Origin of the sequence: Photobacterium frigidiphilum (genome assembly GCF_003025615.1) — a bacterium.
Taxonomy (GTDB): Bacteria; Pseudomonadota; Gammaproteobacteria; order Enterobacterales; family Vibrionaceae; genus Photobacterium; species Photobacterium frigidiphilum.
Genome location: NZ_PYMJ01000030.1, coordinates 16,894 through 41,338, shown reverse-complemented (window position 1 = coordinate 41,338; position 24,445 = coordinate 16,894). Strand labels below are relative to the sequence as shown.

Below are 24,445 nucleotides of genomic sequence, written 5' to 3'. Positions count from 1 at the left end.
CAGCCTTAGTTATTAGCTTTGCCTATCTAGCTTGTTTATAACGCTTTATTGCTGACTGTATGCAATTAAGCTTTCACGATATAGCTTTAAAAGCGCTTGATCGTCAACGGCAATGCCTACGCGTTGATTAGGCATTGATGACCATTCATCATTCATATATTTACGTTCATCAAATTTTTGAATCGTCATACCTTCTGCTGGGCCATCCGTTACAACCCGTACAGCACCTTCACGTAAGGTAAACAAGTCGGGGTTGATGACATATGCGATGGCCGAAGGATCGTGAACATGGCAACCATTCAGCCCAACTTTTTGAGAGTAGAAACGTAAATAGTAACGGCTTACATCCCAAATAAATTGACCTACTTCACCAGCATCATCGCGTAGCTCATCGAGATATTGGCCAGTGAAAAAGCTTTGTTCAGTAACATCTAAACCAATTATAACGACTGGCCACGAGGCGCAAAAAACGATATCTGCCGCGTGGGGATCATCATGAATATTGGCTTCAGCATACGGAGTCACATTGCCACGGTGATCATTCATTCCAAATGCACCACCCATCACAACAACTTCTTTGACTAAGTCTGCAATCTCGGGTGCAGCTTCAAGTGCTAGGGCAATGTTGGTTAATGGACCAACGGTGACTAATGTAATTTCGCCGGGGTTAGCTTTAACTGTGTCGATTATGTATTGGTAAGCAGGGCGAGGGTCTGCTTGTTCTGTAATGTCATCAGGTGCAGTGAGATCGCCAAATCCGGTTTCACCGTGTACAGCAACGGTCGCGCCAACGGGTGGGCGATGAAGCGGCTTACTTGCCCCTTTTGCGATATCTGCGGTGAAATTGAATTTCTGTTTTAAATAAAGCGCATTACGGGTGGCATTGTCGATAGTTGCATTGCCATAAACCGTTGTAATTGCAACTAAATCTAATGTAGGGTGTGCTTCGGCAAATAAGATTGCCATTGCATCATCAATTCCAGGATCGGTATCTAAAATAATTTTTGTTGTCATGTACTCGTTACCTAGTTTTTTACAGAATAACTATTAAAACAAACCTTTCGTTATCAAGAGGTAGCTTGGGTATATATAACAAAAGTGTCAATAAATGATGTGCCTTATAGTAACGATATTGTGGTGTGTTCCTGTGATTGTTATCACAATCAGTGCAACTCAAATTTTTATGTATGAGTTGCTATGAATTAAAGAGTTATTGGTTCAATCAGATACCGTAATAATAGAAGTGGCTAAAAAGCGGTTTAATTTCCATTAAGTATAAAATAAGGTTATTTAATGTAATCTGAGCATGTATTTTATATTGACGTGTAATCTTTGTAGAAATAAAAATATGACAGTGAGTCGCAAGCTGAAATGAATAAATAGTGTTTTTCTTGTAAAGTAAAGTGATATAAATAAAGATAAAACAACAGCTTACAAGTAATGTAACTCCTAGGCTAAGTACAGTGTTAAACAACCATATGCAACGTATTGCTATTTAATCAACATGAGAAAAGTAATCGTGCTATGGTGTATATCTTATCAATTTTGTGATTTCAATCCTTTCTATTTGAATTCATTTCATAACATCGGCTTTGGTTCAGTACTGCCTGTAACGATGCATGGTTTTCTGATTACTTTGCACAGAATTACATCAACTTTTCGGGTTTGAGTAGAGAAACGGTGAAGTATGATTTAGATAAAGTTTTGTAGTGGCATTGACGACCAGTTCGATGTTATTGATTCCTCCTCTCATTTATACAGAGCTTCGTTTGATGAAACTCTAAGATTCTAAAACCCTAATACTCTGGAATGTTTACGATAAAGCAGACCATAAAGAAATTGGCCTGTTGGCGAAATTGATCATTAGTTCATAAAGTCACATATATGGAATTTTTTACAAAAAAGGATACGACGACATGAATACATCAAAAGTAGGAGTCATTGGGACTTCACGAAAAGAAGATGAGCGACGGTTTCCAATTCATCCAGAGCATTTGCTGCGAATTCCTGAAGACCTTCGCCGTCAACTAATTTTTGAAGAGGGTTATGGCGAACCATTTGGCATTTCAGACTCGGACATTGCAGCCCTAACAGGAGGCACTGCCAGTCGCCACGAATTACTGGCCGACATTGGCAGGGTTATCATTGCCAAACCAGTATTAGATGATTTACAAGAACTGCGCGAAGGAGGAACACTTTGGGGGTACGTGCATTGTGTACAGCAAGAAGACATTACCCAAGCGGCGATAGATCGTAAACAAACGCTTATTGCCTTTGAGGATATGTATATTTGGTCTGCTAATGGTCAAGTAGGTCGCCATACATTCTATAAGAATAACGAAATGGCTGGTTATTGTGCGGTATTGCATTCCTTGCAACTCAAAGGCATCGATGGGCATTACGGTGATCAACGTAAAACAATCATTTTTGGTTTTGGTGCCGTTAGCCGTGGTGCAATATATGCTCTAAAGGCGCATGGTTTTAGAGATATCACTATCTGTATTCAGCGCCCAGAAGACGAAGTGCGTGAAGAAGTACTCGATTGTAACTACGTGAGAATTCGAGCTGGTAGCGAGGGTGAGGCACGTATGGTGGTGGTAGATCACGATGGAACCACACGATCACTGACAGAACTGATCAGTGAAGCAGATATCATTGTAAACGGAACGTATCAAAATACAGAGAATCCTATCAACTTTGTTATTGAAGCAGAAAGCGCATGCCTTAAACCCAACAGCTTAATTATTGATGTAAGTTGTGACGAAGGAATGGGATTCTTTTTTGCCAAACCAACAACATTCAAAAGTCCGATGTTTAAGTATGAAACCATCGATTACTACGCGGTGGATCATACCCCTAGCTATCTGTGGGAAAGTGCAACGCGATCAATTTCTGCAGCTCTAATTGTTTATTTGCCCATTGTATTGGCGGGTCGAGATAGTTGGCATCAAAATGATACGATTCGAAAAGCGATCAATATTGATGGTGGCGTGATACAGAATCCTTCCATTCTGTCGTTTCAAAAACGTGAGATGTATTACCCTCATGGGTACTTAAATCCGATTGTAAATATTGTCTCGAGTAGTGCAGTCTAAAAACTGACTTTAGCCGATGTACCTTTGTTCTTCGTCTGAGTTAGGCGTTAACTTGTCTACATTTTAGCTAATATAAATCACCCGAGCTAGAGTAATATCTCTAGCTCACTTTTATATATGGATTAATGATATGGTGCATGGCATTTATGTGTTAAGTGCTTGTTCTAAGTCAGCAATAATATCATCAATGTGCTCTATGCCCACAGATAGACGGATCATTTCAGGGGATACGCCCGCTTGATTTTGTTCTTGCTCATTGAGTTGTCTGTGTGTCGTCGATGCAGGGTGACAGGCTAAAGATTTTGCATCCCCGATGTTGACCAATCGTTTGAAAATATTCAGTGCATCATAAAAACGAACGCCAGCCTCATACCCACCTTTTAATCCAAAAGAGAGGATCGCAGATGGTTTACCTTTCATGTACTTTTTAGCTAATGAATAATGCTTTGAATCAGGAAGACCCGCATAATTAACCCACTCTACTTTATCGTGCTGGCTGAGATACTCAGCGACTTTAAGAGCATTTTCAGTATGTCTTTCCATTCGAAGCGATAAGGTTTCTAAGCCTTGCATTAACATAAATGCATTCATAGGGGATAGAGCAGAGCCAGTATTACGCAATGGTACTGTGCGCGCTCGCCCAATGAAGGCCGCTTCACCAAATGCTTCAGTGTATACCACACCGTGATAAGAAGGTTCAGGTTGGTTAAAGACAGGGAAGCGATCTTTGTGCTCAGCCCAAGGGAATTTGCCTGAGTCGATAATCATGCCACCGAGTGTTGTACCGTGGCCACCGACGTATTTTGTTAAAGAATGCACCACGATATCGGCGCCAAATTCGATAGGTTTACATAATACGGGTGTTGCAACGGTATTATCGACAATAACAGGGACACCTTGCGCATGAGCAAGCTTTGCGACTCGTTCTAAATCAATGATATTGCCCGCTGGGTTACCAATACTTTCGCAGAAAATGGCTTTGGTTTTTTCATCGATAAGTTCCGCTAAGCTTTCTGGTTTATCGTCTTTCGCAAAGCGTACTTCAATACCTTGATTTGGCAACATATGAGCAAACAAGGTGTAAGAACCACCGTAGAGCTGTGGTGTTGCAACGATATTATCGCCAATTTGTGCCAACGTTAGAATGGCATAATTGATGGCTGCACTGCCTGCACTTACGGCTAATCCTGCAATGCCTCCCTCTAGTGCTGCCATGCGCTTTTCTAGCACATCGTTGGTTGGGTTCATAATACGAGTATAAATGTTCCCTGGTACTGCTAGGTTAAAAAGGTCAGCACCGTGTTGTGCGTTATCAAACTCATAAGCGACAGTTTGGTAAATTGGCGTTGCGACAGATTTTGTTGTTGGATCGGTTTCATAACCAAAGTGGATCGAGAGTGTTTCGTCTTTCATTGTTCTTCCTTGAATATATTGAATGGACAATTTTTTATTATGCCAAATTTTTTAGATAAAAACTGATAGGACGGGAGTTTTTGCTACCTTAACGAAGAGCAAATTGATTTTCTTAAATAAGCGCCTTGCTAATTACCTCTGTCGATAATACTGCTTGAGATTTATTCGCTTACTGCTTACTTGGTTGCTTTGTGTTTTAAGCCACATTTCTTTCAACAAATTACTTCTATACTAATGGATAATCCGACTGAAAAGGGAATGCCGATGCTAAATGAAAGCCATGCCTTTATCTTAGATTTTCCTGAACTTACATCAGATATTGTTCAGCTCAACCACGATGATCCAACATTCAAAGCCGATCTTCAGCAGTATCATCAACTGGATTATGATATCCGCCAGCTGGAGATATCGGGTAGTCCGATTGATGATGACAACATGAACGATCTAAAGCTTAAGCGTGTTGAGTTAAAAGACATGTTATATAAGCAACTAACCAAGCATCATGAGCAAGCAAGTAATTAACCCATTTGAACATACAAAGTGTCTGTGTCGCCAAGATTTGTCTTGATGGCACAATCTTAATCCAGATTAAGGATTTTGCTCTAGAAAAATGAGATATTGTCGGTAATATTTACTATTGCTCATCGCACATAAAAAATGCACAGAAATGAACAGCCATGCTTATTGTATGGCTGTTCTTTTTTATTCCGTTATAAAAGCTGATGAATAAGACGAAAACGATTTTTAAGAGGATTAGACTTGAGCACTTTGTTTACAGAAACCCGCATTGGCAGCATGGCATTAAAAAATCGTTTTATTAGAAGCGCTACGTGGGAAAATATGGCAACAGAAGATGGCCATATGACGGATAAACTGTACGCTATCTACGAAGAGCTAGCTAAAGGGGGCGTCGGCCTAATTGTAACGGGTTATGCGAATATTGTAGAAGAAGAGAAGCCAAATGCAGGCATGATGGGAATGTACAATGATTCCTTTATCGATGAATACAAAAAGCTGACCGAGTTAGTTCACATCAATGATTCTAAAATAGTGATGCAGCTTGCTTATGGTGGAACAAAAACAACCCACAATGTCGGTGAAAGGGTGATCTATGCGCCGAGTGAAGTGTGCGAAAAAAGCACACAAACATTAGGCAAAGCGATGACTAAGGACGAAATAGGTTATATCGTTCAGGCATTTGCTCAAGCAAGCCGAAGAGCCCAAGAATCAGGGTTTGATGGTGTCGAAATACACGCAGCACATACCTATTTAATCAATCAGTTCTTAAGCCCATATTACAATCAAAGAGAAGATGAATATGGTGGCAGCTTAGATAATCGAATGAGATTGTTATTAGAGATCTATGCTGAAATAAGAAAGCTTGTCGGTGATGAGTATCCAATATTAGTTAAATTGACGGCATCTGAGTTTTTTGAGGGTGGCTTAACTTTTGATGAAACACGTATCGTTTGTAAAAGATTGGAAGTGATTGGCGTGAATGCAATCATCATCTCAGGCAATATCCATGGTAAGGCTAATACCATGATTGGCGAGTCTTTTGATGGATATACTATTCAACAAGAAGGCTATTTCCATGAATATGGGCATGTTATTAGCGAAGAGGTGAATGTACCCGTTATTACCGTTGGTGGATTAACGGATATTGATGCGATAGAAGAGATTGCGAATAAAACCAATATTCAATATTTTGCTCTCTCTCGACCTTTGTTGTCTGAACCGCATTTAGTTAAGCGTTGGAAAGAAGGTAACAGAGCGCCAGTTGAGTGTGAAAGGTGTTCAAAATGCCGGACAAAACGTGGCAATTTCTGTGTTGTTAATAAGAAAAGAAAATCGCAATTAGCTCGCTTATAAATAAGCAGTAACACATTTCTGTTTAGAATCGAGTCAGTAAATCATTGCTGACTCATTCACGTTAGTTCCGCAAGGTTGAGGTCACGACTTCGACCTCATTTATCGCTTGAGCTTGTAAAGGTTACCATTATCGGTGCTGAAGAAGATCTCTCCTTCAGGGGATACTTCAATGTCTCTGATACGTTCGCCGAGTTCAGAAAGGATCCGATCTTCAGCAATAGCTTCACCCTCGTTATTAAGGGTGACTATATTAATGTGGGTTAACTTGAGCGCACCCGATAATAATTTACCCTTTAACTCTGGAAATTTTTCGCCTCGATACAACACCAAACTGCCAGGAGCGATTGAGGGGATATAAACCTTAACTGGCGATTCGATGCCTTCTTTTTCTGTGGCTTCGCCTACACTGATTGGTCCCCAATATTCTTTACCGTAAGAAGTAATAGGCCAGCCATAATTAGATCCTTTTTTGATTAAGTTAATTTCATCACCTCCGCGCGGCCCGTGCTCAATTGACCAAAGCCTCTGACTCTTATGATCAAAGAATAAGCCCTGAGGGTTTCGATGCCCGTAGCTCCATATATCATCCAGAATGGCTTTGTTGTTTACATAGGGGTTGTCTGTAGGTGTGCTACCGTCTGGATTCAAGCGTAAGATTGAGCCAGCATGATTCATGGTGTTCTGACCATTTTCTCGTTCGCCACGGTCACCTATCGAGAAGTAGAGGCTGTTATTATCAAACGTAATTCGACTGCCGAAATGCCTGCTAGTATCGGTTTGGGAGATTGAAATAAATACATCTTCCCAATCTGAGAGTACCTCGTTACGGTACTTCGCCGATGCAAGCGTTGTGACGCCTTTACCATTGATGTTTTTACTGTAAGTAACGTATATTTTATTTTCATCGAAAGGGGAGAGCGCAATATCAAGAAGCCCACCTTGTCCTTTAGCCCAAACGTTTGGAATCTCAGCCAAAGTCTGCTGTTTACCTGTTACTAGATTGATGTGTTTAATTGCTCCATTTCTCTCCGTGATGAGCATAGTGCTGTCGTCAATGTAGGCCAGTCCCCATGGTATGATTAACCCACTGGTCACTTTTTCTGCTTCATATGCATGAACGGTATTCGCAGCCAAAAGGGTAAGTATTAACACACTTATTTGTTGGGGTATTTTCATCGACTTAGCAGCCTTCTTGTATTGGTTTTCTTGAAGCTTAGTGTTTTGATAGCGATGCCGTAGAGAATGTTTTCTAAACTGTAATTTAATCGACCACCAAGTCAAAATTGCACAAAAAAACCTTAAAAAAATGCTAAGTAGTTAAATGGAACCGATAAGGTACTGCTTATTTATTCAGGACCAAGATTTTGTTCAGCAATAATTTCCTCTACTTCATGGTAGTTAAGTTTATAAGCAAGGTAATAACGAACAGACCATAGCGTCATTTCTGAAGGAAAGTGCCAGCCTAAAAAGTGTGTGGGGGTGTAGTGGCATAATGATAAAAGTAATGAGTGCTGATGAAGGTCATTACACAGCACTCCGGTTTGCAGCAAAACCGAGGAGCTTTGCCGATGGTCATTTAACTTCTGTAAATAAGCATGACTTCTTGGTTATTCATGAGCGTCTGTTAAGCATCTTCTTCTTTGCCATTAACGTATTCGAGAATATCTCCGGGTTGGCAATGTAAGTGCTTACAAATAGCATCCAACGTTGTAAGACGGAGTGCTTTAGCACGGCCGTTCTTAAGTACTGACAGGTTCTGCTCGGTGATGCCAATCTTTGCTGCAAGCTCGTTCGAGCGCATTTTTCGCTTTGCTAGCATCACATCTAAATTAATGATAATTGGCATAAAATCGCCTTAGATTGTTAATTCATGATCTTCTTTCATGTCTTTCGCGAGTACCATAACATGTGAAGTTACACGCACCATGAGACCAATGACAAAAATTGTCAACTCAGAATCTGAAAAATAGAGGCCAGTATTCAACTCTTCCTCACCAATGGATAAAACTACACCTAATAACAGATCGGAAATTGCACTGATAAAGGGTAAAGCAATCATAAAATTGGCGGTTTTCTTTAGACAGGAAACATTATTTAGAGTGAATACACTTCCGGCTCGATAAAGGCGGAATAGTTGTATAAGTTGCCAGATCATCGCCATATAAATAACGGTAGGTAAAATGGCGAAAGGATAGCCCATTAACATTTTTGTTGGTGTTAACGGTAAGTTCACTGGGTAGGCGAATGATACGTTGATAACATCGCCTGATTCAACCATCGTGCCGTAAATCCACATAAAGGAATCGTAAAGAGGGGCTGTGATTAATATGGCCCAAAGTAAAATTAGCAGTTTTTTGCTTAGCTTCTGGATGGCGTGTTGGTGATGCATGATTCATTCCCCAAATAAGTTATGGGCAATAGATTGACATGACTGATTGTATTTGGCAATAATAAGTTACCTTAAAACGATAATTTATTATTAATAAACAATGAGAAGTTTATGTGGAAACGCGCCCTATGTATGGTTACGTTGGCTCAAATGATTGGCTGCTCAAGTATGTCTGTCGAGGAGTGTAAAGCGGCGGATTGGCATGCTGTCGGGGTGATGGATGGTCAAAATGGTGTTCCGGCTACGCGAATAAATGATTATTCGAAAGATTGTAAAGAAGCAGGAATAAGAGTTGATCATGCTGCTTGGTATGCCAGTTATGACTTAGGGTTATCATATTACTGTATGCCTGATAATGGCTATCGTATTGGTCGCTCTGGGGGGAGATACTTTGGTGTTTGCGATAGTTCTTTGTTTGTTGAGCAATACAATCAGGGGCAAAAAGAGTACAGGGTTGAACAACATATAAGGAAAATTGATAACGAACTGAACTCGATAAAGCGCGAATTAAAACTTTTGGAAAAGCACGATAAATATAATAGTGATGAAGGTAAACGTCTTCGTAGACGTGAAGTAATGCTTCACTCAGAAAGACGTTCATTGATGGTGCCTACCATACAGTACCACTTCACATTTTGAGGTCGTTTTATTACTGTCCTTTCGTTACTACTGGACATCGTGTACGAAGAAACCTGTGGCTTATTCGTGGCGAATGGACGAAACGTATATCAACGGAAAAGACCATAGGTCTGCATGGTCTAACAGAAAAAGTGGTTATTGACGGTAGCCATTCCAAAGCGTTTAAAGGTGCTTTAGTGTAGACACATACTCGTGTGGTATCAGCAGATTATCGTATAATTGGTAGAGATGTTGTTTAGTAGACATGTACCCATATTTGGGGATTTAAGCAGTGCTATAGTTAAAATCCAATCACTAGGGAGGTGTTTATGACTTTCATTCAGTCATTTGGTGCTGCAGAGACGGTTACTGGTTCCTGTCATTTTTTACAACTTAAAAACGGGCCTAATATACTGGTCGATTGCGGCTATTTTCAAGGTGAAAATGAAGAGCAGACCTATGCGCCTTTTGATTTCGATCCTAAAGATGTCGATATTATTTTACTTACCCATGCTCATTTGGATCATGTCGGACGTGTTCCTAAACTTGTTAAAGAAGGATTTGACGGTAAAGTTGTCGCCTTGCGCGCGACAATGGATTTGGCTGAGGTCATCTTAATGGATAGCGCCAAAATTGCAGAAGAGGATTATAAAACTGCATTTAAAAAAGCGCGAAGAACAGGTGACGAAAAACAGGTTCCTCCACCTATCTATACCAGTGACGATGCGAAAGCGGTGTTTGATTTAATCATTCAATACGCCGACTACAATAAAGCCATTCAGCTTGTGCCCAGCGTTAAGGTTACCTTTAGAAATGCAGGCCATATTCTTGGCTCTGCAACCATTCAAATAGAGATAAGTGAAGAGGGGGAAACTAAATCGCTAGTGTTTAGTGGGGATCTTGGCAGCCGTCGAGACATTATTATGCCCCCCCCATCTTTTGTTAAAAAAGCCGATGCACTTTATATTGAATCAACCTATGGAGATCGTGATCATCGCCCTTTAAAAGAGACTATCGACGAGTGTAAAGAGATTATTATCAATACCTTGAAAAACAAGGGTAATGTACTGATCCCATCCTTTGCGATTGAACGGACCCAGGAGATTCTGTTACTTATTAAGCAGATGTATTACGATAAAGAGCTGCCCGTATGTAAAGTGTTTTTAGACTCGCCCATGGCGATACGCGCGACACAAATCTATAATAATTACCATGCAGAATTAAATGCTTCCGCCGACAAACTATTGTTACGCGACGGCACTGTTTTTGACTTTCCTTATCTGCAATATTCATTAAAAGCTAAAGATTCTAAGCTCATTAATAAGGAGGAAAGTGGCTGTATTATTATTGCTGGTAGCGGAATGTGTACTGGTGGGCGTATTTTGCATCACTTTAAACATCGTTTATGGGATGATCGTAACAGTGTTATCTTTGTTGGCTATCAGGTGAAAGGTACTCTGGGACGGCAAATGATAGATGGGGCCGAGTCCATTCAGCTTTATCATGAAAAAATTAATGTGAATGCCAAAATACACATGCTCAGTGGATTTTCAGCACATGCAGACCAAAGCGATCTGCTAGCTTGGATGAGTGAATTTGAACAGCTAGAGAAAATTTATTTAATACACGGCGAGTCTGACAAGCAGGCTGTGTTTAAAGACGTGATTAAAGAACAGCTGCATAAATCTGTCCATATTGTTAAATATGGCGAAAAAATTTACGTTTAGAACATACAAAATAACCCCATTTTATCATTATAATTTGGGGTTATATTCTCTCCCGTAATCTATCGGTAATTTATTCTTTTGCTGAAGTGATGGTTGCTATTTGTTACTGATACCCCAATGATAAGCCTATTAATTGTACCTTTGCTTGCTAATGATTAAGCCAAAGATCCAATTCCAACATTCGTCCCAATTGAAGCGGGCAAAACGAAAGGCGTATCTATGCAAACTCAACCTACGTCAAATGAAACAGTTCAAAGTACAAGTTCTCAGCCAAATGCTAAAGGTAAAAGTCTAAGTATTTTATTTGAATTAGTGATGTTTATTCGACCCTATAAAGGGAAAGTCTTGGCTGCACTCGTCGCACTTATTTTTACAGCTTCTCTGACTTTATCTGTAGGGCATGGAGTGCGAATCTTGATTGATGAAGGGTTCATCCAACAGTCGATACAAGATCTCGAACGTGCTATTCAATTTATTCTTACGATAACAGTGCTTATTTCAATCGGGACATTCTTTCGGTTCTATTTAGTTTCTTCAGTGGGTGAGCGAGTAAGTGCCGATATAAGGCTTGCGGTGTTCAATCACGTCATTACTTTGCATCCCAGCTATTTTGAAATCAATGGTAGTGGTGACATCATGTCGCGTATCACCACTGATACCACCTTGCTACAGAGTATTATTGGTTCTTCATTTTCGATGGCGATGCGCAGTGCATTAATGTGTGTAGGTGCAATTATCATGCTATTTGCGACCAACATAAAATTAACATTAATTGTATTAGCATCGGTGCCATTTATTCTTGTACCGATACTGGTATACGGACGCCGTGTAAGAGCTTTGTCACGCAAGAGTCAAGATTCGATGGCCGATGTTGGGAGTTATGCGGGTGAAGCTATCGAGCACATTAAGACCGTTCAAAGTTACAGTCACGAAGCGCAAGAAAGAGAGTCGTTTTCTAATGAAGTAGAAAAGGCATTCGAAATTGGACGCCAGCGCGTTAAGCAGCGTGCCATTTTGATCTCAGGCGTGATTGTGATTGTTTTCAGTGCTATCGCAGGCATGCTCTGGGTGGGTGGTAGCGATGTAATCAACGGTACTATGTCGTCTGGTGACTTAGGTGCTTTTGTCTTTTATGCGATCATAGTCGCTTCATCATTAGCGACTATTTCAGAAGTTTTAGGTGAATTACAACGAGCCGCAGGCGCGACAGAAAGGTTAATTGAAATACTCCAAGTAGAAAGTCATATTGTTGCTCCTAGCCAAAACATCACTTCTCCTCAAGCGCTGTCTGCTGAAGTCGCGTTTGACGATGTCACTTTCCACTATCCTTCAAGGCCAGACCAAGCTGCTGCTGAACATCTAAATTTAAGAGCAGAAGAGGGCAAAGTTCTCGCGCTTGTTGGCCCTTCAGGTGCAGGCAAAACGACACTCTTTGAACTATTGCAACGTTTTTACGATCCTCAATTAGGCAAGGTCACACTAGGTGGTGTCGATATTCGTCAATTTGATCCGCATGAACTACGTAAACAAATGGCACTTGTACCACAACAGCCTGCGCTATTTAGTCATGATGTTTTCCACAATATTCGTTATGGCAACCCACAAGCGACAGATGAACAAGTTATTGAGGCGGCTAAAAAGGCGCATGCACATGAGTTCATCATGAATTTACCTGAAGGGTACAATAGTTTCCTTGGTGAGCGAGGAGTAAGACTTTCTGGTGGTCAGCGACAGCGTATTGCCATCGCAAGAGCCATTTTAAAAGATCCGAATATATTATTACTTGATGAGGCCACCAGCGCATTGGACAGCGAAAGTGAACACCATGTTCAACAAGCTTTGAAAGAGTTGATGCGTGGCAGAACGACGTTAATTATTGCTCACCGTCTTTCAACTATTCAACATGCCGACCAAATTGCAGTATTGGATCAAGGACATTTGGTTGATGTTGGAGATCATCAGTCATTATTGAAAAGCTGTGACTTATACCAACGCTTGGTAGAACTACAATTCAAACGGATGACTAGTTAACGCCGTTACGCAAGCCTTTTCCACAGCATAATAGGTAGCTTAGGTAGTAATAATGCAATAGTTTCTTAAAGTATGGTGGTTTGCTCTTATTACGTAAAAGTTTATAGCATACGCTATAAATGAGGTGTATAAATAGCATATGCCAATTATGGAGGCTTCATGCCAAGACCCAAAATCCCGAGAAATATTTGCGGTCGTCCCGCTGACAGTTGCTTTAAACCCAACAGGATTCCAATGAGTCAGCTTGAAAAAGTTCAACTTGCCGATGATGAGTTTGAGGCGTTGCGACTGGTTGATCTATTGAAAATGCAGCAACAAGAAGCAGCTATCGTGATGGGGGTCTCTCGGCAGACTCTGGCCAATATTCTGAAATCAGCCTGTTTTAAGGTAATGGACTGTCTTACTCAGGGCAAGGCTCTCATCATGCACCACGAAGAAGAAAAAGAAGAGTGAAAGATGAACAATACGGAAATGAGAATTTTACAGAATGAGATAGAGAAATTCGACTTATTCAAGTCAACGTTTCTCTTGGAAAAAGTGAATAAACAAAATAGTCACCAACACTGTATGTTATGTGGCACACAATCAACCTTTGGTTTGAAACTTGATTTTTATAATGATCAAGAGGGTGTTGTTTGGGCAAAGGCTAAAGGGAGTATTCATCAACAAGGTTACCAAGGTATTTTACATGGTGGTTTTATTGCTGCGTTACTTGATGCCGGTATGTGTCACGCGATTTTTAATCAAGGTGTTGAAGCTGTAACCGGTGATATCAATATCCGCTACCTTGCAGAGATTCCACTCACAGCAGATATTATTATTCGAGGGAAAATAAATTCTTCCTATTTAACACTCTATAAAGTTGAAGCAGATATTTATGTTGAGCAACAACTTATGGCAAAAAGCACAGCGCGTTTTATGAAACGCTAGAAAGGCTTTGTTGAATAAGTAAATAGGGGCGTTGTTGTAACGATATGCCGACGATTTATCGCCAACTAAACGAATATCTGTATTTAGTATTCTATTGCTCTATAAAGCTCACCTATAACAGCGTAGGATCAAGCAACTTTAGATAGACCAGGTTTGCACTCAGGTGCACGAAGATAAAAATCATGAAACTAACAGAAAAAGCATCACTTACTAATGCTTTACTTATTTCTATTTGTACACCGCAGTTTAAAGGCGATGAGGCAAAAGACTCACTTGCAGAACTTGCTCGCTTGGTGACTACTCTAGGGTTTAAAGTCGTTGGCACGCAGTCGCAAAAGCAAAGTTCGACCCAAAGAGTCAATGTTTTGGGAACAGGAAAACTGGCTGAAATTGCGCACCTCACTGGTAATCAAGGCTCGGTTGATGACGCAGATACTGAAGATTTCTTTGATGAGACAGAGTTTGAGGATATTCCTTCAGAAAACCTGCCATTTGCATGTGCTGATGTAGTGGTATTTGATTGCGATTTAAGCCCATCACAGCTGCGAAATGTGGAGAACCAATTAGGCGTACAAGTGTATGACCGTACCGGGATTATCATTGAAATATTTAGCCGTCATGCTCGTACCCGAACTGCACGGTTACAAGTTGAAATGGCTCGCCTTAATTATGTCGCACCACGACTTAGAGAGTCTACCGTTGGTGATAATGAACGCCAAATGGGTAAAGGCGCAGGTGAAACAAACCTAGAATTAGACCGCCGTAAAGTACGTGATCAATTAGCTGAATTAAAGCGCGAGCTGGCTAGTGTTCAAGATGAAATGAAAGGCCGACGTACACAACGTTCTGAGCTTTTTTGTGTCGCTTTGGTTGGTTATACCAATGCGGGCAAGTCATCAATGATGCGAGCGATCACCGGCAGTGAAGTATTAGTAGAAGACAAGCTTTTTGCAACACTTGATACCACAGTACGAGCGTTGTACCCAATCACTCAACCTCGAATCTTAGTTTCAGATACCGTCGGTTTTATTAAAAAATTACCTCACGATTTAGTAGCCTCATTTCATTCAACCTTAGCTGAAGCCCATGATGCTTCATTGTTGTTGTATGTGGTTGATGCTTCAGATTCTTCTTTTCGTTCACAACTTGATGTTGTACACGAGGTATTGGAAGAAGTGGGCGTTGAAGGGGCCCAAAAGTTACTGGTACTGAATAAATCAGATCAATTGAGTACTGAGCAACAGCAGGCATTGATGGAAGAATTTCCTGATGCCATGATGACGTCAACCCGTAACCCTTTAGATATCGCTAAACTGCACAAATATATTGTTGGCGTTTCTGAGCACGGGATGATTGAAGATGAAATCATTGTTCCTTATACCGCGAAAGGTATCATCGGTGAAATTCGCTCTAGCATGAGTGTGACAAAGGAAGAGTATGAGTATAGTCATATTAAACTTACCGTACGCTCAAACGCGATTGACTTAGCAAGGTTAAAAAAGTTGATGCTGACTTCATAAAGAGGACAATGTGAACTGCTATAACCTTAATATAAAACCTCTCACTTTAGGTCGTTATTTAGCCTTAGTTGAGAGGTTCTTATTTATCATTTTTTATCCTTTATTCAAATCTTCTTTCATTTGAATAAAGGGATTGATGCTGCTTAAGCCAACTATTTTTGTGTTGTTAGCAATATGAACCGTCCATGTTGCACCGTTGCATTCCCAAGTAACGTCACCGACTTGATCTGCTGTGACCTTTACATAGTCTGATTTAAGAAAGCGGAATAAATACAGCGGCATGTTGACCAAATTCGTTGGTCTATTAAAAATCAATGGGACAAGATAACTTTCACGATCGCCAGCACGTAACGCTTTTAACTTTATAAGCTCGACGCCGTGCCCGTCATATAATTTTATAAATAGTAATACGAGAATTACATAACAAGTGAACGTAGCTATAGCATTGAATATACCTAATAATTCTTGCATCTTTCCTCGCTTAAAACCTAACGGTTTGATGAACTGTCATACCCCTTACTTTCGTATTCTCTACTATCACAAAATTAAAAAAACGCGCAGGTGTCTCATAATATAAAGAAAGTTGTTACTGACGTGCATCTACATCGATGTTGGCAATGTCACCCCCCCTAAGCTGAAGATTTAAAGCTTTGTTAAGCTGACAAAGCCGTTAGGGATAGGGAACCATACAAACAAGAAAATTGCCCGACAGGTAAGTCAACTCGGGGGTTGGCTTGCCTGTCAGTTTTTTACTTTGGGCTGATTATGGCCTTTTTACCTTAGTGCTTTCCTTGTTATTGTTCTTCTATCTGATTTAGCGTTACAGCTCGCTTGCAACTTGCGGGTTGGCTCTTTTCTTTATGATAAAGGTGATAACCACAAGCAGGGCAACAATACCGATTAAGAATGGCAGTAACTGCATAAACTGGCCACTGCGGGTAAAGGTGATTGCCAGCATGATCAGCCAGCCGCTTAACATCGGAATAACGGTGCGGCGGACGATATCAAAAGGGGACAGTCCCGATAGCCCAGCGACCGCAATGATGACTCCGGCAATCGGCGAGATGGTCCGTCCCATACCGGCAGATAGCTGAATTGGCAGGATCATATCGGCGACATTGGTACCAATTTTTTCCGCTATTTGTGGCACCATCGGCGCGAAGGAGAAGAAAGCTGCATTGCCGGAGCCCATGAGTGCTGAGATTGAAAAGGTCAGTACAGCCATAAACAGCACAATCACACTGGCTGCAAAGCCTGCACTGCTTGCCATGTTCAACAGTGCTTCAATAGCCCCTATTGATTTCAAACCCATAGCGAAAGTCTGACCTGCAATGATCAAGGTAACCACAGTGGCGAACACTTTGCCCATGTCATTGAAAATCCCCTGCAACTTTACAAATACCGGCTTGGCTTGTTTATGGCGAAGGTATTCACACACCAAACCAATAAAGATACTCAGCAAGATCGCAGTATCCATCCCCACTCTAATCGTACCGACACCCATTTTGCTGAAAGTCATCATAAAAAACAGCGGTAGCATTGGTAGTAGCAGGTAATAAAGAGGCGCGTCAGCTTCTGTTTCGTCAATTACCCCCTGCAATTGCGCAGACTGTTCTTCCGGAGCCATTTTGCTATCAAAATAGCGCTGTACGAGAGCGTGGATACCGGCAACAATCACAATTAGCATGCTGATCACCGGAAGCTGCTCGTTCACAAAATAATCGGTGATATCCATCCCGGCAGTTTGTGCCGCAAGGATTGAATTGCCAGAGCCCGGACCGAACTCAATCGCACAGGTACTGGCAAGTACCGCCGCGACGGCGGCTTTACTGCAGCCTAAGCGAATCAATACAGGATAAAGCGTTGCCATCAGCAACAGACCCAGCCCAGTTGCACTGGAAATAAACAGCGACAGTGCCTGACCCAAGATCAGGGCTAATGCCAGCATCAGATAGGGAGAGTTCAGTTTCATCAATGGCTTTGCAGCTACCTTAACCATCACTTGGCTGGCACCTATAGCCGACATGAACATCGCAAAGCCGCCGATCAGCATGATCTTAAGACCTAAGCCTCCTGCTCGGTGGCTAAACGTATTCCGGATATACTCGAAAATATCAAAACCAAGCCACCCTGTTGATTTATCGACAAAAGCTGCATCGTTGGTAAAAATAGCGATGGTCATCATCGCAATACCGGTTAAAAACAGTACGGCCTGTGGGTTGTAATTTTTTAAAATCAGTCGGCCCGCAAAAATGAGTCCGATCAATGCTATAAGTAAGCTCATGATTATTCCTTTATTCAAAGTTACCAGTGACCAGAAGATTATTATCAGCCAGCATTGTTTGGCCCTTAGCGATCACACCGTGCAGAGTAAAGTCATCGTTAAATATACAAATATCAGCATCTCGGCCCGTCAGAATTCGCCCTTTATTAATACCCAGTGAGTCAGCAACATTAGCTGTCAACATGGCAAAAGCCTGCGCAGGTGAAATCCCTTGATCGATAAGTTTTGGCAGCAGCAAAAGGTTATTATCTACATCGGCAGCGGTCAGTCCGGTTAGTTCACCCTGAGGATTGAACTGAGGTAAGCTGCCGTTACCATCGGAACTAATAGTGATCTTGCTGGCTGCAATACCCGACTCTAACGCCAGTTTCACAGCATGCTCGGGCGGGGTGAAGCGGCTGCCGCCGGAGGTAATATCAATACAACCGCCACGTAAAGCAAACACAATAGCTTCATCAAACAGCGCCTCGGTTCTAGCCACATGGGTCGGTGAGAAATGATGAATCGGGAGTCCCATATCAAGCAGTTCATTAATCTGCGAAAAAGGTTGTGACAGGCTACCCATATGGGTATGTAACACTCCTCTTTTTCCCGATAACAGGCTGGCAATACGGAGATCGGAGACGATTCGTGCTAACTCTTGTGTAGTCGGAAATGAACCGCGGTGATCGGCCAGCGCGATTTTTACCCCGAGAACACTGGGAATGAAAGTGAGATCATCACGGATATTGCCAGTAATGGTTCTGGTTGGCACTTCATAAGAGCCTGTGTGCATAAAGGCGGTAATGCCTTCCTCTGTCAGTGCAGCCGCTTTGGCGTAAAGATCTTTGGGTGAGCGAGATATACCATCGGTGCCTAGAACACCAACAACGGTAGTGGTTCCTGCCTCGATCAGTTTTGATAGTGTGACCTGAGGGGTTCGGCTGGCGAAGCCTGCTTCACCTCCTCCTCCAGTAAGATGGATATGCTGATCAATCAGTCCCGGTGCGACTATTCTCCCCCCGCAATCGATGACAGTGACATCACTCAGTCCTTTTATATTCAGTGTTTGTTCAATTGCCACGATCTTGTCATGGGCAAGCAGAACATCGGTTCTGCCAACATGCTCGGGGCAGTAGAGATCAGTATTTTTCAGTAGGGTAAACATAATTGTCTCTTAGTATTATTTGGGATAAATGCTTCAGACCACTTGATAAAAAGTGGCGGAGGAACTAACAAAAACTACCGCTTTATACGGCTTCTATTCATTGATAATCAGCATACCCTTACTTTAACTATGAGTATTTTGTTTTCCATTGCTGATTTCGAATGATAGTATGCACTGAGATCATAAAGACAAAAAAAAAGGAAAATCAAATGGAATTCAAGTGGTTAGATGACTTTATGAGCCTGCGGGATCTGGCGAATTTCTCGGCTGCGGCACAAGCAAGGCATGTTACCCAGTCGGCTTTTAGCCGTCGGATCCAGGCTTTGGAGGTATGGGTTGGTGTAATATTATTTGATCGTACCTCTTACCCGATTGAACTAACCGAGCACGGGAAAAAATTTGTTCCCTATGTGGAAAACTTGCTTGGTATGATAAAAGTGACGAAAGACGATTTTTCTCAGGCATCACTGAAAACAGACAAATCCGTTCGTATTGTCTGTCTCCATTCTTTTTCGGTAAATTTGCTGCCTAGTCTGTTTAGTCAGGCCAAACAATTATTCGAGGGACTCAATTTTGCGGTTAACCCGTCGGTGCAGGGAATAGATAATCACTTTCAGGCACTGCTCGACAACTCTAACGATATACTTTTTGCCTACAACACCAAGGGAATGCGTCCTTCGTTTTTAATCGAAAATAAACTCGATCGTTGTTTAGTCTGCAAAGAAAGTATTATTCCAGTTATTTCTCCGAAGTTACTCAAACAGCACCCGCACGATCAGAGCTATCCCTATCTGGCTTATTCTGAACATACTTTCTTATTTAATGTTGTCGAACCCTTAACCAAAAGGCTTAAGCTTCCACTAGAGCAGGTCTTTGAAACAACACTTAGTGAATCACTGATTAAAATGGCTGTTAATGGAGCAGGTATAGCCTGGGCACCTATGCATGCAATTGAAAGCGAATTAGAGCAAGGTTTATTGGTTCAGGCATTTACTGATCAGCCTGAAACGGTAATTTCTTTGGAGGTTGTCTGCTATCGTTCGAAAAACCCGACACGCCCCGCTATTAATCAGTTTTGGCAAGGGATCGCTCAGGTTGTAGTCCAACCGAGCTGAGTGCAGTTGTTACGCCTTACCACTGCCTATGTACTCGGTATTTCAGAGCTAATCTGCTTTTCGAACGTTGCCGCGTTAAGATCATCACACCTCTTTCCACTAAATCGTATTTGACCAATTTTTCTAATGCAGATTACTTACCTATTGCTTCATCGTTTAGCGGCTAGATAAATGGAAAAAGCCTTAAGCTTCTTTGCGCACATACTTATGAAGAAATTTATGCGTCTGAGTAATTAATAACGCAAAGAACAAAGATGATGGTTGGCCATAGTGCCAGCCCTTTTTTGTGTTGCCTACATTTTCCCATATTCACTTCTGCTTAACACTCTCTTACGTGTCGATTTACCATGAGTTGTAAGCTTTTATACCGATAAATGATTACAGACTGTGCTTAATTAATAACTAATATAATCCATCATTTGTATGAGCTGAATTCGAATTTCATTACTGGTTTGACTGTGCCAAAAACCACTAGCAAAAGCCAATAATGGGATCCCAAACATAATAATAAATATTACCGTCATTAACTGCTTACTTGAAAGGTGCCAACCGTTACGAGTTTTAAAACCTAATGCTTCTTTTTTAGGGCAAGCCGAAACACAACGCATGCAAGCTTGGCATTCGTCGGTACGAATTTGTGTTGCGGTATGAATTATGATGTTAGAGGGGCAGGCTCGCGTACATTTGTCACAATTCATATCACCACGTTCATTTAAGCAGTGACTCTTTTCCCTACGAATTTTAAAAATACTGATAAAGCTCACTAAGCCTAAAAGTGCGCCATAAGGACAAAAATAGCGACAGAACGCTCGTTTACGCCAAGCGGCCATGAATAACATAATACCTAACACCACTAACGTGATAGTGCCCGGTGCAACAAATAGCCATGCAGTTTTTACATCTGCAATTTTGTGGTAGTTACCGTTAAGGTAATACGGAATATTAGCAGGGTGCATACCAAGTGAAATGAAGGTAAAAAAGGCCAACAACAGATATTTAATCATACGAAAAGGCCAATCTAACCATATTGGTGCCAGGTAGGATTTTTTAATGAATTTTAGCCGCCAATTATAGATGTATTCACCAGCTAAGCCTAAAGGACATATCCAACCACAAAATGCTCGTTTACAAATAATTCCAGTAATTAATACGGTAAATAACATTACCGCACCAGCTGGATGCGTTTGATCCCAAAAGCCAAGGCTAACAATCGCTTTAATTTCAATGGCGGCGGCGATAGGTAAGAAAGCATCGGTCACGTCAGGGCGTAGAAAATTCGGTGAAATTTGTGCGGTTAATAGTGCCGTATGAACTACATATTGAATGGTGACAAAAAAGAAAGATAACGCCATAGCATGCTGACAAACTACACGAAGAGTATTTGGTCTTTGATTTGCTTGCGCCGCTTCAGGACGAATTTTGTGGAAACCAGTAATAATAACCACAGCTAAGACTAATGCTAATAATAACGGCCAGTATAATGTGGCGAAGGTTGCGCTGATCACAATGATTGTGGCAGCTGCTGCACCCAGTTTTTTGCCACTAGTATAAAGTAGGCTTACGCTATACATTAAAGCAAGCATTAAAGTGATTGATTCAATAAAAGTCAAAACGGCACCATTCGAATTTTTAGCTACATTATAAGAAGTTCTTAGCAGCAAATCTGATGGTAAAATCAACATCTACACTTTCTTTGATACGCATTAAATTTAACGTAAAATAGAGTACTACTTTAGGGTGGAAATCTAGGAGAAAATGAATAAATTTGGCTAGTTGCAAAAGATTTGTACTGGTGTCTTGATGTTTTGTTTAAGCCCGATGGTCTTTCTTTATACATCAACATGATTTATTACATTCTGCATTATCAGTTTGCCATTTATATCATCGTGTTAAGTGGCTAAATTCAAGTCGCTCGTCGTTGTTATAAACGTTTTATAGCGCCCTACGAGTTTGGGATGGGGTAGGTAGCAATGAGTGTTGCTATCAAGAGCTAAAGATACGCCAATGGTAAGCCCCCAAAATAAGATAGAATGCGCTCGCCAACTCAGAAAAGACCCATTACCATATACATCGTAAGCGCTCCATAAACCCCGCATTCAATTAACTAAAATTACACTCTATGATCTTGTCTTTAATAATTTACGGAGACGAGATCATGGCACCACGCCGTAGCGACCAGGAATGGAAAACCTTATTTCATCTGTGTGAGGAAAGCTCTCTCACCATTAAAGAGTTTTGCCGTCAAAATAACCTGACCACTTCATCTTTTTACGCTAAACGACAACAATTAAAAGTATTCAGTGAGCAACAATATAGCGGCTTTGTGCGTGCGCAGATCACCGAGCGCACAATGCAATATCACGTTGCCCCACCTCCCGTCGCTAACATGGCGCTGAGTATTGGATATATGAAATTAAGCATTTGTAGATTTTCGTAAATCGATTAACGGCTTGGCTGCGCTGGTTGAAAGTGATACCGATTTGCCTCTTAATACTGGTGCGTTGTTCCTGTTTACCAACAAACAACGTGACAAGATCAAAATACCTTACTGGGATAAAACAGGCTTCGCTCTTTGGTATAAACGACTTGAAAAGAACAAGTTCAAGTGGCCGTTAAAAGAGAAAAATCAGGTGTGCTGGGTGTTGTTATACCGCTTTTAGTATAATAAATACCATGAAAACGATGCCTGATATTAACCCTCAAAGCCAAGATGTCACTGCGCTTCAAGCGATGGTGCAGTCTCTCATGGATAAATGTGAGCGGTTAGAAACAGAAAAGATATCTCTTGTTGAGCAGTTTAAACTGGCCTTGGATCGCCAGTTCGCTAAACGTGCTGAATCCTTTAAACCTTATGATGAAGCACAAGGTGACTTGTTCAATGGAGTTGAGCAAGAAGCGACTGCACCAGTGCAGACAGAAGTGGTCACCACTTCAGATAAGAAAGTTCGTGGTAAGCGCAAGCCTCTTCCTAAAGATCTCCCTCGTGAACGCATCGTTCTTGATCTAACCGAGGAAGAGAAAGTCTGCGCATGCTGCCACGGCGAGTTACACAAAATCGGTGACGATGTCAGTGAAAAACTTGAATTCATCCCCGCTGTATTGAAAGTACTGGAATACGTTCGTCCCAAATATGGCTGTCGGCAATGCGAGCAAAATACACAAAGCGTTGCTATAAAACAACAGCCAGCACCGACAGCTCTTATCCCTAAAAGCTATGCAACAGAAAGCTTGCTTGCCAATATTATCCTCGGTAAATACCAATATACCTTACCGCTTTATCGTTAGGAAACGCTGTTTTCACAGGCGGGCATCGATCTACCAAGAACCACAATGGCGCGTTGGGTTATGCAGGCAGATGAAACACCACTCAATGTCCTGAAGGAAAATAAGCAATGTTATATGTGGGTTTACTGCTCGGGGGCTGACTCCCCCAAGGCATCTCTTGATGGTGTGAAAAATATCGTGTTGTTCGACTACCACAACAGTCGTTCACGGGCTTGCCCCGAGTCCTTTCTCGGGAAGTATAACGGCTATCTGCAACCGATGGTTATAAAGCGTATGACGGTCTCGCTTATGTTGAAAATCTAGGATATATGGCCCACGCACGTCGTAAGTTCATGGATGCCAAAAAGCTTCAAGGAAAAGGGAAAACAGGTAAAGCGAATGTTGTGCTGGCTAAAATCCAGAAGCTTTACGCCCTTGAAGCGAGGATAAAAGGCTGTACTGCGGCTAAGCGATTAAGTGAACGACAAGAACACGCCATTCCGATACTGAATGACTTGTTCCAGTGGCTGAGCAAACAAAATATCGTCTCGTCGAGCCAATTAGGAAAAGCAATAAAATACACGTTAGGTCAATGGCCGAAACTGATACGTTATGTTGAGGATGGGCATTTATCTATCGATAATAATCGAGCGGAACGAGCCATTAAACCACTGGTTATAGGCCGAAAAAACTGGTTGTTCTCTGATGCTCCCAAAGGAGCGGATGCCAGCGCAATGCTTTACAGCATCATCGAAACAGCAAAAGCAAACGACTTAATCGTGTATGACTATCTGGTTAAGTGCATGAAAGAACTAGCCAAGTCTGAACCTGATATCGATTCACTTCTCCCGTGGCACATCTACCATTAAGTAAGCCCCCGTGGTTTTATGAGTCGCTTACCTCTTTTACCGCTATTAATCGCCATTCTTTAACAAGAATACCCTTGGTAGTAAGTATTGAAGCTTCAAATGTGCATTGCAAAATCTGCCTTAGCGGCAGGTGGGTAACATAGTACGCCTTAGTGGAGGCTTGAGCCCAGT

Annotated in this window: 22 protein-coding genes and 1 pseudogene; 13 read left to right on the top strand and 10 right to left on the bottom strand. The window is 41.5% G+C overall.

Features of this window, described 5'->3' with window-relative positions; translation table 11 throughout:
- Positions 1–45: 45 nt before the first annotated feature.
- Positions 46–1,014: a nucleoside hydrolase gene (locus tag C9J12_RS22440; protein ID WP_107244730.1), complete on the bottom strand. Its 969-nt coding sequence runs from the start codon at positions 1,012–1,014 to the stop codon at positions 46–48.
- A 902-nt stretch (positions 1,015–1,916) separates the two neighbouring features.
- On the opposite strand from C9J12_RS22440, the gene C9J12_RS22435 reads away from it, so the two are divergent.
- On the top strand, positions 1,917–3,095 hold the full coding sequence (locus C9J12_RS22435) for a N(5)-(carboxyethyl)ornithine synthase (RefSeq protein ID WP_107244729.1): 1,179 nt from the start codon (positions 1,917–1,919) through the stop codon (positions 3,093–3,095).
- 144 nt (positions 3,096–3,239) lie between these two features.
- Here C9J12_RS22435 and C9J12_RS22430 read toward each other — a convergent pair whose 3' ends face one another.
- The gene (locus tag C9J12_RS22430; protein ID WP_107244728.1) at positions 3,240–4,508 is read right to left on the bottom strand and encodes an O-acetylhomoserine aminocarboxypropyltransferase/cysteine synthase family protein; all 1,269 of its coding nucleotides are present in this window, start codon (positions 4,506–4,508) and stop codon (positions 3,240–3,242) included.
- Between the two features lie 264 nt (positions 4,509–4,772).
- Here C9J12_RS22430 and C9J12_RS22425 point away from each other — a divergent pair, with 264 nt between their 5' ends.
- Positions 4,773–5,030 (top strand): YdcH family protein, encoded by a 258-nt coding sequence (locus tag C9J12_RS22425; RefSeq protein WP_107244727.1) that lies wholly within the window; start codon positions 4,773–4,775, stop codon positions 5,028–5,030.
- A 237-nt stretch (positions 5,031–5,267) separates the two neighbouring features.
- A complete protein-coding gene (locus tag C9J12_RS22420; RefSeq protein ID WP_107244726.1) occupies positions 5,268–6,380 on the top strand; it encodes an NADH:flavin oxidoreductase in 1,113 nt (370 codons plus the stop codon).
- A 99-nt stretch (positions 6,381–6,479) separates the two neighbouring features.
- On the opposite strand, the gene C9J12_RS22415 is transcribed toward C9J12_RS22420, so the two are convergent.
- The 4 genes from C9J12_RS22415 to C9J12_RS22405 all read right to left on the bottom strand — a co-directional run bounded on the left by C9J12_RS22415 (position 6,480) and on the right by C9J12_RS22405 (position 8,769).
- Positions 6,480–7,556, bottom strand: coding sequence for a PQQ-dependent sugar dehydrogenase (locus tag C9J12_RS22415; protein WP_107244725.1), 1,077 nt, complete (start codon positions 7,554–7,556; stop codon positions 6,480–6,482).
- A gap of 170 nt (positions 7,557–7,726) precedes the next feature.
- Positions 7,727–7,930 (bottom strand): hypothetical protein, encoded by a 204-nt coding sequence (locus C9J12_RS30485; protein ID WP_146150101.1) that lies wholly within the window; start codon positions 7,928–7,930, stop codon positions 7,727–7,729.
- A gap of 74 nt (positions 7,931–8,004) precedes the next feature.
- Entirely contained in the window at positions 8,005–8,226 is a 222-nt protein-coding gene (locus tag C9J12_RS22410) for a helix-turn-helix domain-containing protein (RefSeq protein ID WP_107244724.1), read from the bottom strand.
- Positions 8,227–8,235: 9 nt separating this feature from the next.
- Positions 8,236–8,769 (bottom strand): DUF2975 domain-containing protein, encoded by a 534-nt coding sequence (locus C9J12_RS22405; protein ID WP_107244723.1) that lies wholly within the window; start codon positions 8,767–8,769, stop codon positions 8,236–8,238.
- 111 nt (positions 8,770–8,880) lie between these two features.
- On the opposite strand from C9J12_RS22405, the gene C9J12_RS22400 reads away from it, so the two are divergent.
- The 6 genes from C9J12_RS22400 (at position 8,881) to hflX (ending at position 15,595) form a co-directional block, all read left to right on the top strand.
- Positions 8,881–9,408: a DUF2799 domain-containing protein gene (locus C9J12_RS22400; RefSeq protein ID WP_107244722.1), complete on the top strand. Its 528-nt coding sequence runs from the start codon at positions 8,881–8,883 to the stop codon at positions 9,406–9,408.
- Positions 9,409–9,716: 308 nt separating this feature from the next.
- Positions 9,717–11,114 carry an MBL fold metallo-hydrolase RNA specificity domain-containing protein gene (locus C9J12_RS22395; protein ID WP_107244721.1) on the top strand — a complete coding sequence of 466 codons (1,398 nt, stop codon included), beginning with the start codon at positions 9,717–9,719 and terminating at the stop codon, positions 11,112–11,114.
- Positions 11,115–11,333: 219 nt separating this feature from the next.
- Positions 11,334–13,145, top strand: a complete 1,812-nt coding sequence (locus C9J12_RS22390; protein WP_107244720.1) for an ABC transporter ATP-binding protein/permease — start codon at positions 11,334–11,336, stop codon at positions 13,143–13,145.
- 159 nt (positions 13,146–13,304) lie between these two features.
- Complete coding sequence (locus C9J12_RS22385; protein WP_107244719.1) at positions 13,305–13,598, top strand: DUF134 domain-containing protein; 294 nt, start codon at positions 13,305–13,307, stop codon at positions 13,596–13,598.
- Between the two features lie 3 nt (positions 13,599–13,601).
- Positions 13,602–14,075, top strand: a complete 474-nt coding sequence (locus C9J12_RS22380) for a PaaI family thioesterase (protein ID WP_107244718.1) — start codon at positions 13,602–13,604, stop codon at positions 14,073–14,075.
- Positions 14,076–14,257: 182 nt separating this feature from the next.
- Positions 14,258–15,595, top strand: coding sequence for a GTPase HflX (gene hflX, locus C9J12_RS22375; protein WP_107244717.1), 1,338 nt, complete (start codon positions 14,258–14,260; stop codon positions 15,593–15,595).
- 93 nt (positions 15,596–15,688) lie between these two features.
- Here hflX and C9J12_RS22370 read toward each other — a convergent pair whose 3' ends face one another.
- From C9J12_RS22370 to iadA, 3 genes are all read right to left on the bottom strand, one after another.
- The gene (locus C9J12_RS22370; RefSeq protein WP_107244716.1) at positions 15,689–16,066 is read right to left on the bottom strand and encodes a hypothetical protein; all 378 of its coding nucleotides are present in this window, start codon (positions 16,064–16,066) and stop codon (positions 15,689–15,691) included.
- Positions 16,067–16,415: 349 nt separating this feature from the next.
- Positions 16,416–17,879 (bottom strand): C4-dicarboxylate transporter DcuC, encoded by a 1,464-nt coding sequence (dcuC, locus tag C9J12_RS22365; protein WP_107244715.1) that lies wholly within the window; start codon positions 17,877–17,879, stop codon positions 16,416–16,418.
- A 10-nt stretch (positions 17,880–17,889) separates the two neighbouring features.
- Entirely contained in the window at positions 17,890–19,026 is a 1,137-nt protein-coding gene (gene iadA / locus C9J12_RS22360) for a beta-aspartyl-peptidase (protein WP_107244714.1), read from the bottom strand.
- Between the two features lie 209 nt (positions 19,027–19,235).
- On the opposite strand from iadA, the gene C9J12_RS22355 reads away from it, so the two are divergent.
- Positions 19,236–20,141, top strand: a complete 906-nt coding sequence (locus C9J12_RS22355) for a LysR substrate-binding domain-containing protein (RefSeq protein ID WP_107244713.1) — start codon at positions 19,236–19,238, stop codon at positions 20,139–20,141.
- A 395-nt stretch (positions 20,142–20,536) separates the two neighbouring features.
- Here C9J12_RS22355 and C9J12_RS22350 read toward each other — a convergent pair whose 3' ends face one another.
- Positions 20,537–21,751, bottom strand: coding sequence for a 4Fe-4S binding protein (locus C9J12_RS22350; protein ID WP_107244774.1), 1,215 nt, complete (start codon positions 21,749–21,751; stop codon positions 20,537–20,539).
- 545 nt (positions 21,752–22,296) lie between these two features.
- Here C9J12_RS22350 and tnpA point away from each other — a divergent pair.
- The 3 genes and pseudogenes from tnpA (at position 22,297) to tnpC (ending at position 24,274) form a co-directional block, all read left to right on the top strand.
- Positions 22,297–22,578 carry an IS66 family insertion sequence element accessory protein TnpA gene (tnpA, locus tag C9J12_RS22345; protein WP_107244712.1) on the top strand — a complete coding sequence of 94 codons (282 nt, stop codon included), beginning with the start codon at positions 22,297–22,299 and terminating at the stop codon, positions 22,576–22,578.
- Positions 22,579–22,591: 13 nt separating this feature from the next.
- Positions 22,592–22,801 (top strand): IS66 family insertion sequence element accessory protein TnpB, encoded by a 210-nt coding sequence (gene tnpB / locus C9J12_RS22340; RefSeq protein ID WP_170111850.1) that lies wholly within the window; start codon positions 22,592–22,594, stop codon positions 22,799–22,801.
- Positions 22,802–22,814: 13 nt separating this feature from the next.
- Positions 22,815–24,274: pseudogene (gene tnpC / locus C9J12_RS22335) on the top strand (IS66 family transposase).
- Positions 24,275–24,445 lie beyond the last annotated feature (171 nt).